The 18,234-nt window shown below is 72.0% G+C and carries 14 protein-coding genes; 8 read left to right on the top strand and 6 right to left on the bottom strand.

Features of this window, described 5'->3' with window-relative positions:
* Positions 1–7: 7 nt before the first annotated feature.
* Complete coding sequence (locus AC4D2C_RS16200; protein ID WP_490905662.1) at positions 8–502, bottom strand: metallopeptidase family protein; 495 nt, start codon at positions 500–502, stop codon at positions 8–10.
* A 137-nt stretch (positions 503–639) separates the two neighbouring features.
* Here AC4D2C_RS16200 and AC4D2C_RS16195 point away from each other — a divergent pair, with 137 nt between their 5' ends.
* From AC4D2C_RS16195 to AC4D2C_RS16180, 4 genes are all read left to right on the top strand, one after another.
* Positions 640–1,023, top strand: a complete 384-nt coding sequence (locus AC4D2C_RS16195) for a DUF3499 domain-containing protein (RefSeq protein ID WP_490905663.1) — start codon at positions 640–642, stop codon at positions 1,021–1,023.
* 84 nt (positions 1,024–1,107) lie between these two features.
* The gene (locus tag AC4D2C_RS16190) at positions 1,108–1,302 is read left to right on the top strand and encodes a hypothetical protein (RefSeq protein ID WP_490915864.1); all 195 of its coding nucleotides are present in this window, start codon (positions 1,108–1,110) and stop codon (positions 1,300–1,302) included.
* 41 nt (positions 1,303–1,343) lie between these two features.
* Positions 1,344–2,840, top strand: coding sequence for an adenosylhomocysteinase (gene ahcY / locus AC4D2C_RS16185; protein ID WP_490915863.1), 1,497 nt, complete (start codon positions 1,344–1,346; stop codon positions 2,838–2,840).
* A 143-nt stretch (positions 2,841–2,983) separates the two neighbouring features.
* Positions 2,984–4,267 (top strand): L,D-transpeptidase, encoded by a 1,284-nt coding sequence (locus tag AC4D2C_RS16180; protein WP_490915862.1) that lies wholly within the window; start codon positions 2,984–2,986, stop codon positions 4,265–4,267.
* Here the strand turns inward: AC4D2C_RS16180 and AC4D2C_RS16175 are convergent.
* Positions 4,264–5,106: an RDD family protein gene (locus AC4D2C_RS16175; RefSeq protein WP_490915861.1), complete on the bottom strand. Its 843-nt coding sequence runs from the start codon at positions 5,104–5,106 to the stop codon at positions 4,264–4,266. The genes AC4D2C_RS16180 and AC4D2C_RS16175 overlap by 4 nt on opposite strands.
* Positions 5,107–5,218: 112 nt before the next feature.
* Between AC4D2C_RS16175 and AC4D2C_RS16170 the strand changes: the two genes are divergently transcribed.
* A complete protein-coding gene (locus AC4D2C_RS16170; RefSeq protein WP_490915860.1) occupies positions 5,219–6,211 on the top strand; it encodes a stage II sporulation protein M in 993 nt (330 codons plus the stop codon).
* Positions 6,212–6,344: 133 nt separating this feature from the next.
* A complete protein-coding gene (locus tag AC4D2C_RS16165; protein ID WP_490915933.1) occupies positions 6,345–7,769 on the top strand; it encodes a TIGR01906 family membrane protein in 1,425 nt (474 codons plus the stop codon).
* Positions 7,770–7,807: 38 nt separating this feature from the next.
* Here the strand turns inward: AC4D2C_RS16165 and AC4D2C_RS16160 are convergent, their stop codons facing one another.
* On the bottom strand, positions 7,808–9,667 hold the full coding sequence (locus tag AC4D2C_RS16160) for an AMP-dependent synthetase/ligase (protein ID WP_490915932.1): 1,860 nt from the start codon (positions 9,665–9,667) through the stop codon (positions 7,808–7,810).
* Positions 9,668–9,704: 37 nt separating this feature from the next.
* Positions 9,705–11,330: a dolichyl-phosphate-mannose--protein mannosyltransferase gene (locus AC4D2C_RS16155; protein ID WP_490915859.1), complete on the bottom strand. Its 1,626-nt coding sequence runs from the start codon at positions 11,328–11,330 to the stop codon at positions 9,705–9,707.
* A gap of 363 nt (positions 11,331–11,693) precedes the next feature.
* Between AC4D2C_RS16155 and rsmI the strand changes: the two genes are divergently transcribed.
* The gene (gene rsmI, locus AC4D2C_RS16150; protein ID WP_490905873.1) at positions 11,694–12,515 is read left to right on the top strand and encodes a 16S rRNA (cytidine(1402)-2'-O)-methyltransferase; all 822 of its coding nucleotides are present in this window, start codon (positions 11,694–11,696) and stop codon (positions 12,513–12,515) included.
* A 216-nt stretch (positions 12,516–12,731) separates the two neighbouring features.
* A complete protein-coding gene (locus tag AC4D2C_RS16145; RefSeq protein WP_490915858.1) occupies positions 12,732–14,213 on the top strand; it encodes an NAD-dependent succinate-semialdehyde dehydrogenase in 1,482 nt (493 codons plus the stop codon).
* A 93-nt stretch (positions 14,214–14,306) separates the two neighbouring features.
* On the opposite strand, the gene AC4D2C_RS16140 is transcribed toward AC4D2C_RS16145, so the two are convergent.
* Positions 14,307–16,721 (bottom strand): transglutaminase TgpA family protein, encoded by a 2,415-nt coding sequence (locus AC4D2C_RS16140; RefSeq protein WP_490915857.1) that lies wholly within the window; start codon positions 16,719–16,721, stop codon positions 14,307–14,309.
* Entirely contained in the window at positions 16,718–18,220 is a 1,503-nt protein-coding gene (locus AC4D2C_RS16135) for a DUF58 domain-containing protein (protein WP_490915856.1), read from the bottom strand. The genes AC4D2C_RS16140 and AC4D2C_RS16135 overlap by 4 nt, the downstream gene beginning before the upstream one ends.
* Positions 18,221–18,234: the final 14 nt, after the last annotated feature.

Below are 18,234 nucleotides of genomic sequence, written 5' to 3'. Positions count from 1 at the left end.
ATCCCGCTCAGGCCTGGGAGCGTCCGTAGGCCGGGTCGACGGCCTCCGGTGCGAGACCCATCAGTTCGGCGGTCTGCTCCACCACGACGTCGTGCACCAGTTCGTTGACCGGGAGCACGGACCGTGCGGCCATGAGCACCGGGTGGCGGTAGATGGTGATGACGCCGGGCCTGCCCGGCGCGGCGGGGGAGCAGGACCCGAGGAGGCCGCGGAGCGTCTCGGGCGTCATGTCCTCGAGGCCGTCGGGGATCTCCTGCACCACGATCTGGAGGTCCTGGATGCGCTCGCCCCAGAGGCGCTCGAGCCGCTGCGCGGACTCCATCACCCAGTCGTCGAACTGCTCGGACCGGGACCGGGATGCCGGCAGGTGCTGCGGGAGGAGCTCGCCGCGCATGCCCCGACCGCGGCGGTTGCGCCGTCGTTCGTAGAAGGACCGTGCCGGACGTCCTCCCGTGGACGAGGGATCGGTCAGCTCGACCGAAAAACTGGAAGCATCCTGCATGTAAAGACTCTAAGCCTTGATCCTCTCCGCCGCACGCGCGAAAGGGGACACGACAGGAGGAAGCCGGGGGATGCAAAGGGGTGGCCGGTGCGCGTCCTGCGGGTGGCCGGGGCCGAAGCCCGGTAGGCTTGCCGATCGTGGGATCACTCCGTCAATGCTCCAGATCCGCCTGCCAGCGGCCGGCCGTGGCCACCCTCACCTATGTCTACGCGGATTCGACGGCGGTCCTCGGCCCTCTCGCGATGTACGCGGAGCCCCACACCTACGACCTGTGCGCGGTGCACGCGGAGCGCCTGACCGTGCCGCGCGGCTGGGAAGTGCTCCGCCTGACGCTCCCCGATGTCGTTCCCGAGCACAACTCGGACGACCTGCTCGCACTCGCCGACGCCGTGCGGGAAGCGGCCGCGGAGCCGGCCGTGGAGCAGCCCACGGGCAAGCGCGGCAGCAAGGCCCCCATGGAACCGCCGGCCGGCGTCACGGGCCCCCGGCGCGGACACCTGCGCATCCTCCGCGAACCCTGATGCACCCGCGCGGGTGCGGCCCGGCAGCACGCCCGCGGTAGACTTGGGGTGCACAATTCCGTCCCTCCCGAGCGAAAGCGTCCCATGGCCAACCTCCCAGCACGGCTGCTCGACGTCCTCCGCTGCCCCGTCACCGGGTCGAAGCTCGTGCAGGAGGGCGCCGTCCTCCGCGCCACGGCGGCCGGGCCCGACGGCGAGACGCCCACCTACGGACTCGACGAAGGCATCCCGGTGCTCCTCCGCGCCGAACTACTCGACGGCGCGGCCCCCACCCGATAGGGCCGCTCCCCGCCCCCCGACCTACAGGCAGGTACAGCACCATGTTCGACTACAAAGTCGCCGACCTCTCCCTCGCCGAGGCGGGGCGCCACCAGATCCGCCTCGCGGAGCACGAGATGCCCGGGCTGATGGCCCTGCGCCGCGAGTACGCCGAGGCCCAGCCCCTCGCGGGAGCGCGGATCGCCGGATCCCTCCACATGACCGTGCAGACGGCCGTCCTCATCGAGACGCTCACCGCCCTCGGCGCCGAGGTCCGCTGGGCGTCGTGCAACATCTTCTCCACGCAGGACGAGGCCGCCGCCGCCGTCGTCGTCGGCAACGGCACCGTCGACGAGCCCGCCGGCGTCCCCGTGTTCGCGTGGAAGAACGAGACGCTCGAGGACTACTGGTGGACCGCCACGCAGATCCTCACCTGGCCCGGCCAGGCCGAGGGCCTCGGTCCGAACATGATCCTGGACGACGGCGGGGACGCCACCATGCTCGTGCACAAGGGTGCCGAGTTCGAGGCGCTCGGCGCGGTGCCGGCGAACCCGCAGGAGGGCGACGCCGACTACTCGCACGAGTACACGGTGTTCCTCGACACGCTGCGGGCCACCATCGGGTCCGAGCCGCAGAAGTGGACCGCCATCGCCGCCGGCATCCGGGGCGTCACCGAGGAGACGACCACGGGCGTGCACCGCCTGTACCAGCTCGCCGCCCAGGGCAAGCTCCTGTTCCCGGCGATCAACGTCAACGACTCCGTCACGAAGTCGAAGTTCGACAACAAGTACGGCATCCGCCACTCCCTGCCGGACGGCCTGAACCGTGCCACCGACGTCCTGATCGGCGGCAAGGTGGCCGTCGTGTGCGGCTACGGCGACGTCGGCAAGGGCGCGGCCGAGGCCCTCCGCGGTCAGGGCGCCCGCGTGATCGTCACCGAGATCGACCCGATCTGCGCGCTGCAGGCCGCCATGGACGGGTACCAGGTCGCCAGGCTCGAGACGGTCCTCGGTCAGGGTGACATCTTCATCACCACCACCGGCAACAAGGACGTCATCATGGCCCGCCACATGGCCGGCATGAAGCACCAGGCGATCGTCGGGAACATCGGCCACTTCGACAACGAGATCGACATCGCCGGTCTGGCCCGCATCCCCGGCGTCGAGAAGATCGAGATCAAGCCGCAGGTCCACGAGTGGGTCATCCCCGCCGATGAGGCCGGGGGAGTCGCGGAGCACTCGATCATCATGCTCTCCGAGGGCCGCCTGCTGAACCTCGGCAACGCCACCGGCCACCCGTCCTTCGTCATGAGCAACTCGTTCGCGAACCAGACCATCGCCCAGATCGAGCTCTACACGAAGTTCGAGCAGGAGGACGCGGAGGGCAACCGCGAGTACGAGGACGAGGTCTACGTGCTGCCGAAGATGCTCGACGAGAAGGTGGCGCGCCTGCACCTCGACGCCCTCGGCGTGGAGCTCACGGAACTCACCAAGGGCCAGGCGGAGTACCTCGACCTCGACGTCGCCGGGCCGTACAAGCCCGAGCAGTACCGCTACTAGGGGATCCGTCCCGGTCCTCGCCGGCCGCCGCCGGTCTCCCGCAGGCAGCGGCCGGATCGTTGCCGAAACAGCCCGCTGCCTGCGCGGCGTCGTCGGACCCGTCGCGTAGCATCGCACGGGAAAGCTACATGGAGGGCAGACGCATGCGCATGAAGCAGGAGTCGGGCAAGGACGCGGCGCGCCGCAGGGGCTGGAAGATCGCGGCCGTCGGCGCGGCTGCGGTCGTCGTGGTCGGAGCCGGCGTGGGGATCGCCACGGCATCGCCCTGGAACGATGCAGCGTCCCCGTCATCCGCGCCGTCGTCGTCGCCCGCGGCCAGCCAGGATCCGAAGGCAGACCCGGCGCCGGCGGCGCCCGCTGCCCCTGCCGGCGAGTACACAGTGGGCCTGACACCCACCGACCAGGCCTACGCCGTCAACCCGGCCACCGCCGCCGCGATCACGGTCGAGGGTGCCACGCTCGACGCCGTCGAACTGGCCCCGCGTTCCGGCGGCACACCCGTACCGGGCACGCTCTCGGAGGACGGCACCAGCTGGACCGCCACGGAGCGGCTCGCGTTCGACACCGAGTACACGTTCTCCTACACCGTCCTCGATTCCGCCGGCCGGCCGCAGCGGGAGACCGCCGGCTTCACGACCGTCGAACCCGCCAACGAGGCCGACGCCTCGATGTTCCCGCGCGACGGGAGCACCGTGGGCACGGGGCAGCCCCTCGAGTTCACTTTCAGCGAGCCCGTCACCAACCGGGACGCGGTGGAGAAGGCCATCACGGTGACGAGCACCAGCGGCCAGGCGGGTGCCTTCTACTGGCTGTCGGACACGAAGGTCCGGTACCGTCCGGAGACGTTCTGGGCCCCGAACAGCACCATCACCGTGGCCTCGAACCTCTTCGGCGTCGATTTCGGCAACGGCATGATCGGCAACGCCGACACGGCGATGACCGTGAAGACGCACAACACGCGCCTCGCCGTCGTCGACAACACCACCAAGATGATGAACGTGTACCTGGACGGCAAGCTCGACAGGACGTTCCCCATCACCCTCGGCACGGAGGAATGGCCGTCCACCGAGGGGTACATGGTGGTGATGGAGCACTACGAGACCACCAAGTTCACGGCGGAGTCCATCGGGCTGAAGCCCGGCGACCCGGCCTACTACCCGCCCACGGTCGTGAACCACGCGAGCCGGCTGAGCAACGGCGGGGCGTTCGTCCACGAGGCGCTGCCTGCGGCGCAGGTGGCACTGGGCAACATCAACGTCTCCCACGGCTGCATCGGGATGTCACCCGAGGGCGCGGAGTACTTCTACAACACCTTCGGCCCGGGCGACGTGGTGCAGATCCTCAACACCGGCTACGGCCCCATGTACGTGTGGGACGGCTTCGGCGACTGGAACGTGCCCTGGACCGAGTGGGTCGGCCAGCCCTAGGGCTGCCTGGGAGGTTCGAGGTCCGAGGGCTCCGCACGCTCGCCGAAGGGCAGTGTGTGGAGCCTTTTCGCTGTCGCCTCGGTGCGCTCGCGCTGCCGCATCATCGCCGTGTAGTCACGGTCGCGGCGTGCGGCGATAACGGCGTGGAGGAACTCCTCGGGGTGCGTCGAGCCGGGCGGCGGCGGAGAGACGTGATTGCTCGCCTCGGCGGCCAGGTCCAGGGACAGGGCGTGCCGCGCCTGCGGGGTCAGCCTCGGCGCCTGGGCGAGGAACTGCGACATGCGTCGGGCGAGGGCGTCGGGCAGGCGGCCGATGTCCGCCGTCGCGGCCCACGGCTGCAGCGCCGGCGGCATGACGGCGAGTGCGCGCGGCCTGGCGACCACGCGCTCCCGCATCGCGTAGGTGCCCGCGAGCAGGTCGCCGAGACGCTTGGACCGCTCGTTGAACAGGGACACGAGGAACGCCAGCGACCCGCCGAGCATGTAGATCTCGAAGACCGCGAGCATCCCGCGGATGAAGGCGTGGCGGAAGCGGATGGCGCCGCCGTCGTCGCGCACGATCCGCAGCCCCATGACGAGACGGCCGAGCGACTTGCCGCGCGTGAGGGTCTCCACGGTCACCGGCACGACGACGAGGAGGAGGACCACCATGACGAGCAGGAGCGCCGTGGTGAGCGCCGGGTCGAGGGCCCCGCCGAAGACCCTGCCGACCAGCAGTACGAGCAGCACCGCGGCGATGACCTGCGCGATGATGTCGATCAGGACGCTCAGTCCGCGGGCGGCGAAACCGGCCGGTTTGAGTTCGAGGACGACGGCCTCGCCGGTGACGACTGGACTCATGTGTTCCCTCTGGATCGGCTGGATGCGACGGGGCCAGCCTATCGTCGGCACGGCCGCGGGCGTGGGCGGCGGCACAGCCCATGGTTCCGCGCCGGAACTATAGGGTGGGCCCATGGACGTGGACGCATTCATCGCCGTGCACCGCAGCGACTGGCAACGACTGGACGAGCTCGTCGGCCGGCGAAGGCTCCGCGGCGAGGAGGCGGACGAACTGCTGGTGCTCTATCAGCGCGTGTCCACCCACCTGTCCATCATCCGCTCCGTCGACCCGGAGAGTGCCCTCTCCGGGTCGCTGTCCACGCGCCTGTCCCGCGCGCGGACCCGCTTCACGGGTGCGCGGTCCCACTTTATGGAGGACGTGGCGCAGTTCTTCGTGGCGTCGCTGCCCGCCGCCTTCTACCGCATCCGGTGGCTCACGGTCGTGGTCGGTACGGCCTTCCTCGTGGTCGCCGCGCTGTACGCGGTCTGGGTGGCCGCGACGCCGGGTGTCATCGGGGCGCTCGGCCCGGACGAGGCGCTGCGCCAGTACGTGGAGGAGGACTTCACCGACTACTACTCCGAGAACCCCGCTGCGTCCTTCGCCGGGCTGGTGTGGACCAACAACGCCTGGATCGCGCTGCAGGCCGTCGCCTTCGGGGTCACCGGCATCTGGCCCGCCTTCATCCTGTACCAGAACGCGCAGGGCGTCGGCATGGCCGCGGGCACCATGGCGGCCTACGACCGGCTCGACGTGTTCTTCCTCTACATCCTCCCGCACGGCTTCATGGAGCTGACCGCGATCTTCGTCGCCACGGCCGCCGGGCTGCGCATCTTCTGGGCGTGGGCGGCTCCGGGGCGCAGGCTGCGGTCCGTGGCCCTCGCGGAGGAGGGGCGGTCGCTGATCACGGTGGCGCTCGGCCTGGTGCTGGTGCTGCTCGTCTCCGGGCTCGTGGAGGGCTTCGTGACGCCGAGCGGACTGCCGCCGTGGCTCCGCCTGACCATCGGCATCCTGGTGCTGGCGGCCTACTGGACCTACACCCTCGTCCTCGGACGGCGGGCGTTCGCGGCCGGGCACCGCGGGGACCTCGGCGCCGTCGACCGCGGCGAGGCCGTCATCACCGCCTGACCGCCGACGACGGCGTCCGGCTCCCTGCTGCTGCGCGGGGAGTCTCCCGTCGGGTCGCACGAATGCCCGGTAGTGTCGATGGACGTCGGACGTAGCGCCGGCGGGCACCGATCGAGGAGACGCAGTGGCACAGATGGACAGCACCCGTTCGACCCCTCCCGGCGCACGGGACCCGGAACACGACCCGTCGGCCGCCGTGCGGACCGACAGTGCGGCCCCGGACGATCAGAGCACGACGGGCATCGCCCAGCGCCATGACCTGCCACGGCGGAAGGCCGGCACGATGCCCGACCTGTCGGGCATCGCGGACGACGGCGCCGTGGATTCCCGCCGCTCCTCCGCCGGGTCGCATCCCGCCGGGTCGCCTGCCGATCCGGTCGAGGACGACGCCACCGCTGATGCCGAATCCGCTGATGCCGGGTCCGTCCATGCCTCCCGCGGTGATGCGTCCCGTGAGGCCGCGTCCGGCGAGGCCGCGTCCCGTGAGGCCGCGTCCCGTGAGGCCGCGTCCGGTGAGGATGACGCCGCTGCCACGACCTCTTCTCCTGACGCACCGTCGGCCGAGCCTGCCGGTGCTTCCCGGGCGACGACGACCGACGCCGCCGATACGGCGCACGCGGCGGTCCCCGACCGTGCCGCGGAGAGCCCGGACGCCGATGAGGCCGCGGGCGACCCGGCGCCCGCCGCCGTGGCTGCGGTCGGCAGCGGGAGCCACGCGTCGTCCGGCTCCGGCGGGCGGGAACCCTCCACCGACACGGCGTCGCTCTCGATCCGGCCCCCCGACAAGGACGCCGCGCGGCGTGCTGCCGTGCGCGACCAGGCCGTGGCCGCCAAGCCCGTCCTCGCGCGCTTCCTCCAGGTCGTCGTCGCGCTGTTCTTCCCCGTCATCGTGGTCGCGGCGGCCGTCCGAGCGGTGGCGACGTCGTCGTTCCTCTGGCTGGAGTACCACCGGCCCGGTTTCCCCGCCGACCGGTTCGGCTTCTCCCTGGACGACCGCATGACCTACGGGTCCTACGCACTCGACTACGTCGTGAACCTCGCGCCCCCGCGATACCTGGGAGGACTGGTGACGCCGGAGGGCGAGCCGCTGTTCCTCGAGTCGGAGGTCGGGCACATGGCGGACGTGAAGGGCGTGCTGGGCCTGTCCTTCTTCATCGCCCTGGTGCTCTTCGTGCTGTCGGTGCTCGCCTGCGCCTACCTCGCACGGCGCTACAAGGGCGGCATCCGGCGGGCGCTGTTCGCCGGAGCGGTCCTGACCCTCGTGGGCATCGCCGCCCTGACGGTGCTCGCGGTACTGGCCTGGCAGACCTTCTTCACGCAGGTCCATGCCCTGTTCTTCGCGGACGGGACCTGGACGTTCCGGGTGGACGACACCCTGATCCGGCTGTTCCCCGAGCAGTTCTGGACGGACTCGGCCATCACCATCGCCGTGCTGGTCCTCGGCGCGACGCTCCTCACACTGATCCTCACGTGGCCCACGAAGGCCCGCCGGGAGCGTTCGATGCTGGCCCAGGATGCAGCCCAGGCCCGCTACCGTGAGGCGCTGGACGCTTCCTGACCCCTCCCGTCCGGGGCGTCGCGGCGGGCGCGGCGGGTCTAGCGCTTCACCGCTCCGTACAGCTCCGCCAGCGCGGCCGCGTGGTCGGCGACGACGGCGGCGCGCTTCAGCTTCAGCGTCGGGGTCAGGTGCCCGGACTCCACGGTGAACTCGACGTCCAGCACCGTGAAGCGCCGGATCTGCTCGGCCTGCGAGACGGTCGCGTTCGCGGCGTCGACGGCGGTCTGCAGTTCGGCCAGGACCTCGGGGTCGCGGGCGGCGTCGTCGGCCGTCAGGCCCTGTTTCCCGCGCGCCGCAGCCCACGGCTCCAGCGCCTCGCGGTCCAGGCTGATGAGCGCGCCGATGAACGGCCTGCCCTCGCCGACCACGACGGCCTGCGCCACGAGCGGGTTCTCCCGGAGCTTCTCCTCGAGCGGACCCGGCGCCACGTTCTTGCCGCCGGACGTCACGAGCAGGTCCTTCTTGCGGCCCGTGATGGTCAGGAAGCCGTCCTCGTCGAGGGACCCGAGGTCGCCCGTGCGGAAGTACCCGTCGTCGGTGAACGCCGCAGCGGTCGCCTCGTCGTTGTGGTGGTACCCCGCGAAGATGGCCGACCCCTTCACCTGCACCTCGCCGTCGTCGTCGAGCCGGACGCTCATGCCGGGCATCGGGATGCCCACGGACCCGACGCGCGTGAGCGGCACGGTGTTCACGGTGCAGGGGGCCGTGCTCTCGGTCAGGCCGTAGCCTTCCTGCACCAGGATGCCCGCGCCACGGAAGAAGTGGGTGAGGTGCTCGCTGAGCGGGCTGGCGCCGGACACGGTGTAGGTCGCCTCGCCGCCGAAGACGCCGCGCAGCCGGGGGTAGACGAGGCGGTCGAACAGGGCGTGCGACGCGCGCAGCACGGGGGAGGGGTCGCGACCGCCGCGCCCGCGGGCGTCCACGGCCCGGGAGTAGGCGACGGCGGTCCGTTCGGCCGCCGCGAACAGGCGTCCCTTGCCGGCCTCGGCGGCCCTCTGCCCGGCCGACGCGTGGATCTTCTCGAAGATGCGGGGGACGGCGAGGAGGAACGTGGGCCGGAACGTCGTCAGGTCCTCGAGCAACTGCGCCGCAGACCCGGAATGCGCGAGCTTGATGCCGCCGGTGAAGCAGACCACCTGCACGGCCCGCGCCAGCACGTGCGCGAGGGGGAGGAACATGAGCGTGCGCGCGTTCTCCTGCTTCAGGAACTCGGGCAGGAACTCCAGGGTGTTCACGGCGAACAGCGCGAAGTTGCCGTGGGTGATGACGCAGCCCTTCGGCCGGCCCGTGGTGCCCGAGGTGTAGACGATCGACGCCGGGTCGGCGAGGCCGCGCGAGCTCCGGGCCGCCTCGAGTGCCGCGTCGGTCACCCCGGCCCCGCCATCGACGAGGGCGGGGAGCGTCGTCCCCGCACCAGGGGACCCGGAGGTGCCGCCGGCTCCACCGGTCAGGTACACCACCGTGGTCGTGTCCGCGCGGCCCGACCGACCGGCGGCGTCGAGCACGATCCCGGCCTTCCCCTCGTCCTCCACGAAGACGACGGCGGGCTCGGCGTCCTCGAGGATCCACGCCACCTGGTGGGCGGAGGAGGTCTCGTAGATGGGCACCGTCACCGCGCCGGCGAACCAGATCGCGACGTCGGCGAGTGTCCACTCGTACCGCGTCTTCGACATGACGGCGATGCTGTCGCCGGGCCGCACGCCGAGCGCCATCAGGCCCCTGGCCACGCCGCGCACCTGCTGCAGGAACTCCGCCGCCGAGACGTCCCGCCACTGCCCCTGGGACCGCAGCGCGTACAGGGCACGCCCGGGGTCGGCGTCGTGGGTCCGCAGGAGGAGGTCCGTGGTGTTGTCGGTCGCCGGGAGGTCGACCAGGAGTTCCGTGATGGCTTCGCGCACCATTGCTCGCTTTCGTTCCAGTGGGTGGGGCCTCGCCCTAGATCCAGCTCCGCAGCCACATGCGCATGCGCCACTGGTCGTACGGGATGACCTCGGCCGTCCAGATAGGCAGGAAATAGGCGGACAGCGCGACGGCGGCCGCCAGGTACACCCCCACCAGCACGATACCCCGCCGACGGCGGGCCCCGTCCGCGTCCGGTCCGCCGAGCACGAGGCCCAGGCAGTACACGAGGGCCAGCACGAGGAACGGTTCGAAGGACACGGCGTAGAAATAGAAGGTGGTGCGCTCCGGGTACAGGAACCACGGCAGGTAGCCCGCGGCGACGCCGGTCAGGATGGCCGCGGCACGCCAGTCGCGGCGGCCCACCCAGTAGAACAGCAGCACGAGCAGGGACAGCGCCGCACCCCACCAGATGAGCGGGTTCCCGAGCCCCGTCACGGCCTGCGAGCAGGCGTCCGCGCCGCAGCCCGAGGGCTTCTCGTAGAAGAACGACGTCGGCCGTCCCATGACCAGCCACGTCCAGGCACTCGCCTCGTACGGGTGGTCGGTGCCGAGCCCCTGGTGGAAGGAGAACGCACTCCGGTGGTACTCGGCCAGCGAGCGCAGCCCGTCCGGGAGCCAGCCCCACTGCTCCGACGGGTTGCGCTCCGCCCAGGTGCGGTCGTAGGCGTCCGTGGAGAGGAACCAGCCCGTCCAGGTGGCCAGGTAGGTCAGCAGGGCCACGGGGACGATACAGGCGAACGCGAGCGGACCGTCCTTCAGCACGCCGGCAAGGAACCAGTGGTGCACCCCCGCGATGCGGCGTGCGCTGAGGTCCCAGGCGAGCGTGAGGAGGCCGAACGCGGCGATGAACGGGAGGGCCGACCACTTGGTCCCGAGGGCGAGGCCGAGGCAGATCCCGGCCACGAGGCGCCAGGCGCGGAACCCGAGGAAGGGCCCGTAGGCCAGGCGGGAAGGCGGAGGGACGCCGTCGTCGCCCGCCTTCGCGGAGAGCCGTAGCGCCAGCCGGCGCCTGCCGTCGTCGCGGTCGAGGAGCAGGGCCGCGAAGGCCGCGAGCAGCCAGAAGCTGAGGAAGATGTCGAGCAGCGACGTCCGCGATTCGACGAGGTGGTGTCCGTCGATGGCGAGCAGCAGACCCGCGGCGGCGCCGAGCAGGGCGGACCCGAACATGCGCTGGGCCACGAGCGCGAGCAGGAGGACCGAGAGCGTGCCGATCGCCGCCGCCGAGAAGCGCCAGCCGAAGGCATTGTCGGAGCCGAGCAGCAGCATGCCGACGGCGATCATCCACTTGCCGACCGGCGGATGCACCACGTAGTCGGGGGAGTCGAGGAGCACGCCGGGGTTGCCCGCGTTGAAGGAGTCGTTGGCGTTCTCGGGCCACTCGCGCTCGTAGCCCGACTGCAGCATCGAGTAGGCGTCCTTGACGTAGTACGTCTCGTCGAACACGAGCGACCCGGGCTCGTCGAGCCGCACGAAGCGCAGGATCCCCCCGAGCACCGCCATGGCGAGCGGCAGGATCCAGCGGAGCGCTCCGCCGGGAGCAGCGGCGCCGAGGAGCCGGGTGGTGAGGTGGGCGCGTGTGTAGGCGCGCAGCGGAGCGACGATCCAGGAACCGCCCGGCTGGGGACTGTCCGGTCGGGGCTGGACGGCGGTGTGGCTCACCCTGTCATGCTACCGGCGGTTCCAGCGCCCGCCCGGCAGGCCGGGACGAGTGGCCGGCCCAGGGGTCCACGGGCTCCGGACCGCGGCGGCCGGGGCGGCTAGGCTGGTCCGGTGAACCAGCCACGCAACGCCGCGACCCCTGACACGAGCAGTGACACCTCCCGGGAGGACAGGGACTGGAACGACGACGGACCCGGCGATCCCGCGGCTGCGGACGCCGATACCGGGCTCGGCGAGCCGGACGCCGATACCGCGCTCGGCGAGCCGGACGCCGAAACCGGCGACGACGACCCGGAGCAGGACGCCCGCGTCCCCGGGACGGCCTATCGCGGCACCGCGGGTGACGGCAGCGGCCGGGGGCGGATCGTCCTGGCGGCGACGCCGATCGGCAACATGGGCGATGCGACCGAGCGGCTGATCGGCCTGCTCCGGACCGCGGACGTCATCGCGGCCGAGGACACGCGCCGCCTGCACCGGCTCGTGCAGGCGCTCGGCGTGACCGTCGCGGGCCGCGTGATCAGCTACCACGAGCACAACGAGACCGAACGGACGCCCGAACTCCTGGACCTGGTGCGGGAGGGTGCAACCCTGCTCATGGTGACCGACGCCGGCATGCCGTCGGTGTCGGACCCGGGCTACCGCCTGGTGGAGGCGGCGGTCGCCGAGGGGATCGACCTGACGGCGGTGCCGGGCGCCTCGGCCGTCCTCGCGGCGCTCGCGCTGTCCGGTCTCCCCACCGACCGGTTCTGCTTCGAGGGGTTCCTGCCGCGGAAGTCGGGCCTCAGGACGGCGCGCCTGATCGACCTCGCGGCGGAGCGACGCACCATGGTGTTCTTCGAGGCCCCCCACCGCCTCGAAGCGATGCTGCGCTCGCTGCAGCAGACCTTCGGCTCCGAGCGGCCCGCCGCCGTGGCACGGGAGCTCACGAAGGTGTACGAGCAGGTCATCCGCGGCACGCTGCTCGAACTCCTCCAGTGGGCCCAGGAGGGTGAGGTCCGGGGCGAGATCGCCGTCGTCGTCGGCGGTGCGCCGGAGTCCGCGCCGTCCCGCCCGGAGGACCACGTGGTCGACGTCAATGCCCTGATCGCCGGCGGGATGCGGCTCAAGGACGCCGTGGCGGCCGTGGCCGCGGAGAGCCGGGTCAGCAAGCGGGAGCTGTACGCCGCGGTGATCGCCGCGCGCTGAACCACCGGCGACGAGCCGCGACCGGCCTGTGCAGTCGCCCAATGCGCGAGCACTTCCGGAGTGCAGCCTTCACTGGACACCCCTTCTCCGCCGGGTCTAGCGTGAGCGGGATGCCCCCGCGCGGGGCGACCGGCAAGCCGGTACCGAACCCCAGTACCGAACCCCAGTACCGAACCCCAGTACCGAACCCGCAGTATCTTCGCGAAGGAGCTCAAGATGGCCGTCACCGCCGACCAGGAGAAGGCAGTACTCGACAAGGTGCCCACCGGGCTCTTCATCGGCGGGCAATGGCGGGCGTCGTCCTCCGGTGCCACGTTCGACGTCGAGGACCCCGCGACCGGCCGCACCCTGCGGACGCTCGCCGACGCCACTCCGGAGGACGGCATGGCCGCACTGGACGCCGCGGTCGCCGCGCAGGCCGACTGGGCGCGAACGGCCCCGCGGGAGCGGGGCGAGATCCTGCGGCGGGCCTTCGACCTGGTCACCGCCCGCGCCGACGAGTTCGCACTCCTCATGACGCTCGAGATGGGCAAGCCGCTCGCGGAGGCGCGCGGCGAGGTCACGTACGGTGCCGAGTTCCTGCGGTGGTTCTCGGAGGAGTCGGTGCGCGCGTCGGGCCGCTACTCCACGTCCCCCGACGGGAAGTCCCGCCTGCTCGTCAGCAAGAAGCCCGTGGGCCCATGCCTGCTCATCACGCCGTGGAACTTCCCGCTGGCCATGGCCACCCGCAAAATCGCCCCCGCGATCGCCGCGGGCTGCACCATGGTGCTCAAGCCCGCGAATCTCACGCCCCTGACGTCCTCGCTGTTCGCGACCGTCCTGCAGGAGGCGGGCCTGCCGGCCGGCGTCCTCAACATCGTCAACACGACGACGGCGGGCGACGTCACCGGGCCGCTCATCGAGGACCCACGCCTGCGCAAGCTCTCCTTCACGGGCTCCACGCCCGTGGGCCGCAGCCTCCTGGCCGCGGCATCCAAGAACGTGCTGAGGACCAGCATGGAACTCGGCGGCAACGCCCCGTTCATCGTCTTCGAGGACGCCGACCTCGACGCCGCCGTGGAGGGCGCGATGCTCGCGAAGCTGCGCAACATGGGGGAGGCCTGCACGGCCGCCAACCGGTTCATCGTGCACGCCTCCGTGGCCGACCGCTTCGCCGCGGCGCTCGCGGAGCGCATGAAGGGCATGACGCCGGCCCGCGGCACCGAGGACGAATCCAAGCTCGGCCCCCTGATCGACCGGAAGAGCCGCGACAAGGTGCACGAACTCGTGACGTCCGCCGTCGGCGACGGCGCGCAGACCGTCACCGGAGGGGCCCCCGTGACGGGGGACGGCTACTTCTACCAGGCCACCGTCCTGACGGGCGTCCCGCGGACCGCGCGCATCATGCAGGAGGAGATCTTCGGCCCGGTGGCCCCGATCATCACGTTCGACACCGAGGACGAGGCCGTGGACCTGGCCAACGACACCGAGTACGGCCTCGTGGCGTACGTCTTCACCCGCGACCTCAATCGCGGGCTCCGCATCGGCGAGCGCCTCGACACCGGCATGATGGGCCTCAATGCGGGCGTGGTGTCCAACGCGGCCGCACCCTTCGGCGGGGTCAAGCAGTCCGGCCTCGGCCGTGAGGGCGGCGCGGAAGGCATCGAGGAGTACCTGTACACGCAGTACGTCGGCATCGCCGATCCGTACGCCTCCTAGGCACCGAAGCCGAAGGCCGGCACCCGATCGGGTGCCTGCTTTCGGTGTCCCTGCTTTCGGTGTCCCTGCGCGTGCCCGACGGTTCGAGGCCGGTCAGCGTCGGATGCCGCTCCGGAACCTGTTGAGCAGCGACTGCGGGAACAGGCGCGCCCTGACCCGCCGACCCCACGAACTGCCGCGCCGGAGCGCACGCGTCACGGTGTCGACGTCGTCCCAGCGGGGCACGGCCACGGGCCGTGCGAGCGTCGCCACGGCAGGAGCTCCCGCGCCGCCCGCGGTGGCTGCGGGGTCGTGGTCGGCGTACTCCTCGTACTCGTAGGCCGACTGCAGCCTGCCGAGCGAGGCGACGGGTTCGCCTGCCAGCCCGGCGTCCTTGGCGAGGCGACCGACGAAGGTGCGGGGGGTATCGGTGGGTTCGAGCCGGTAGCCGTAGTCGCCGGCGATCTCCGTCGTCTCGGCCCAGGCGGCGGTCGCCGCCCCTGCCGCACCCGGCAAGACCTCGCCGACCGTCACGGCGCGGCGCCGGGACCGGGTCCTCGATGTCCGGAGCAGCAGCGGCAGGAGCGCCAGCAGCCCGATGCTCCCCAGGGCGAGCGCTCCGGCGGCCGGCGTGGCCTCCTCCTGCGGCCCAGTACCGGACTCGTCGGCTGAGCCCGAGGGCTCGGCCGACGACGACGTCTGGTCGTCCGGGTCGGTGCGGGCGCCGGGGTTCAGGTCGTCGGTGTCGTCCGCACGCGGCCCCACCGGGGTGGAGGACTGCTGGGCGTAGGTGGGGACCACGCCGCGTGAGGGCGTCGGTTCGAACTGCACCCACCCCACACCCTCGAAGTACAGCTCGGGCCAGGCGTGCGCGTTGCGGGAGTCGACGACGAACTCGCGCAGTTCCGTGCCGCCGGGGCCCTCCGTGGTGTCGCCCGTGGGGCTGCCGGGCGTGTAGCCGATGGCCACGCGGCTGGGAATGCCCGCAGCCCGGGCCATGACGGCCATCGTGCCGGCGTAGTGGACGCAGTACCCGGACTTCGCGTCGAGGAACCGCGCCATGACCTCCATGCCGCTGCCGTCGTACCCGCCGTCCACCGGTGCCTCCACCGAGTAGGTGAAGTCGGGGCCGCGAAGATAGTTCTGGATGGCGATGGCCTTGTCGTAGGGGTTCACGAACTCGTCCGCGACCTCGCTGGTCCGGGTACGGACCACCTCGGGTGTGTCCTGCGGGAGCTGCGTGAAGACCTCCGGGACGACGTCGTCGTCCGACGGTCCGATGGCCCCGAGCCCTTCCCGTGTGAGCTCGGCGGCCCTGCTCTGCACGAGGTAGTCCTGGCGCGCGGTGGATCCGCCGTCGGTCGCGAGGACGGACAGGTTCGCCGGGTCCCACGACCAGTTGCCCGTGAGGTTGGTGATGCCCACCGGGGCGTAGGGCGAGAGCAGCCAGGGGCTCGCGTAGCTCTGCGTCGTGACGCGCGTGAACACGGTGGAACCGGCGGGCGCCGGTGCGGGGGCGCCGTCCTCGCCGCCGATCTCGGCGACGCCGTCCTCGCGGCCGTCGAGCCTCTGGTCGGGTTCCCAGCGGCGGCCGTCGAAGTTCTCCAGTGTGACGGCCCGCAGGTACAGGGGGACGTCGGAGTTGGTGGAGTACGCGATCCGGCCGAAGCCCGTGGGATTGCGGAGGTCGTTGCCGAGCGTCACGGCCGGGTTCAGGCCGGTCGCGTTGCCCCACACGTTGAGGCGGGCGCCCTGCGGGAAGGCGCCGGAGTTGAAGCCGGGCACCAGCATCGGCAGGATCACGGTCACGGCGAGGGCCGCCGAGCCGATGATGGCGCTGCGCCCGGCGAAGCCCGACGAGGCCCTGGCCCCACCGGACGCCAGGCGGTTCTCGCGCCACTGCGCCACGGCGAGGAGCAGCAGGAACGCCAGCGCCGTGGCGATGAAGGCAGCCATCCCCACCCCATTGGGCTTCACGACGGCCGGGGTGATCAGGATCGTGAAGAGCCCGAGTCCGCTCGCCGCGGGCATGCGCATGGCCGTGGAGAGGATGTCCACGATGATGGCCACGAGCCCCAGCGCCGCGCACACGATCAGGACGATGCCGGCACCCGGCAGCACGGGGGCCACCTGCGAGACGACCGTCTCCTCGGCCTGCGCGAGGAGACGCCGGAGCTCGAGCGAGGTGCCGGGCCCGGGCACGATGCCGAGAATGCTCTGCCGCGGGAAGAACTGCGCGGTCAGGGCCCCGATCAGGGCGAGCAGACCCACGAGGGCCGTGAGGACGCCGTTCAGGCGCAGCGTCCGGGTCAGCGTCATGGCCAGGAGCACCGGGACGAGTGTGCCGAGGACGGGCAGCAGCCACGTCCAGGGTTCGAGGACGCCGTTGAGGCCGGTGGCGGCAGCGAGGACGGCGAGCAGCGACGCGCCGGTGACGGACCAGTGCCAGGGGTCGGCGGAGGGCGCGCGCCGGGCCGCCGGGGACCCGGTGGCCGGGGCGGGTGCGGGGCGGGAGAGTGTCGTGGTCATGCCGATCCTGGAGTGTGTCGTGGGGTGCGGACGGGCCCGGGGGAGGAGGTCGGAAGGGCGCCGGCGGGTGTGGTGCCGGCGCTCCCGAGGCCGGCCCAGACCGTGGGCAGGTGGGCGGCGGGCGAGGCTGCCGTGGCCTGCCACCCCGCGTCGCGGAGGATGTCGAGCTGCCGCCGGGCATCGGCGGGCCGCTCCGTCACGATCAGGGCGTAGGCCGCGGAGCCGTAGTCCGCGGCGGACCCGAGGGCCCGCGCCTCCTCGCCGGTGATGGTACCGAGGACGGCGATCAGCGGGCCGCGGTGGCGGGTGGCCGCGAGCTTGTCCAGCAGATCGTCCCCGAACGCGGCGTGCGGCGTGTGCTGGGGGCCGTCCGTGGCCGCGCGGCGGAGCCGGCGTGCGGCGCCGCGCACCGCGTCGCCCGTCCGCGCCGACACGCCGGGCGCCTCCTCGGGGTGGGCGCGGCGCCCGCCCTCGGGTCCGAGTTCGAGCGCCGCGAGGCCCTCGGCGATGCCGTTGACGGCGCCCTGGCCGTGGTGTTCCTCGTCGGTCGGGAACGGCGCCGACGGGGAGCGCAGCAGCGCCGGCGCGCCCTGGTGGTCGAGGAACCGCAGGGCGTAGTTGCGCTCCAGCAGGTGGGCGCTCACGGACATCACCGCCGTGACCGCCCACTCGAACGTGGGCGAGGTGGAGAGCCCGTTGCCGGCGGCGTCGCCCGCGAAGGCGGCCGTGAACCCGCCGCTGAAGCTCGCGTGCCGCTGGTCCATCAGCAGGGTGGCCTGCGGCGTGGTCACGGACTCCTCCTGCCGCACCATGAGTTCGCTGTGCCGGGCGGTCGCCGCCCAGTGGACGCGTCGCATGGAGTCGCCGTGCCGGTACTCGCGCGTCATGACGTCGTCGTCGCTCGGGTTCGCCTGGCGGTGCGTCGCGGCCAGGCCGTCGTTGCCGCGCGAGCCCGACAGGGTGGAGGCGAGCAGCTCGAGCGGGGCGGGGGTGACCACGAGCCCGTCCGCGCCGCCGAGGACGTGCCGGGACTTCGCGAGACCGAACGGGTCGGTGAACTCGGCGGTGACGGGGCCGATGAAGTAGACGCCCCGCGAGGTGGAGCGGAGCCGGTACTCGTAGAGGGACGTGCCGTCCGGCGTCGGGTTGCGCGAGGGGTAGGTGAACTGCGGTGCCTGCCCGAAGCGCGCGGGCAGCTGCTCCTCCATCGCGATGCTCGCGCCTCCCGCCGCGGAGGCCGTGAGGGATAGCGTGACGGTCGTCGTCGAGCCGATCTCCATGGACTGCGGCTGGAACCGGCGACCCACCGTGAAGCGGGGCTTGACGAGCCTCAGGACGACGATCGAGGCGACGGGCAGGGCCGCGAGCAGGATCCCCACGTACAGCAGGTCACGGCGGCCGAGCACCTGCGCGGACAGGAGCGCGACGACCGCGGTGAGGACGAAGCCCCATCCGCGTACCGTCAGGACGCGCGAGGGGAGCCTGTCGAGAAGGGCCATCAGGTGCCCGCCCG

The sequence above is a fragment of the Arthrobacter sp. TJ-240 genome (assembly GCF_058269195.1).
The sequence above is the reverse complement of the archived record's forward strand: the minus strand, read 5'-3'. Positions and strand labels throughout refer to the sequence as shown.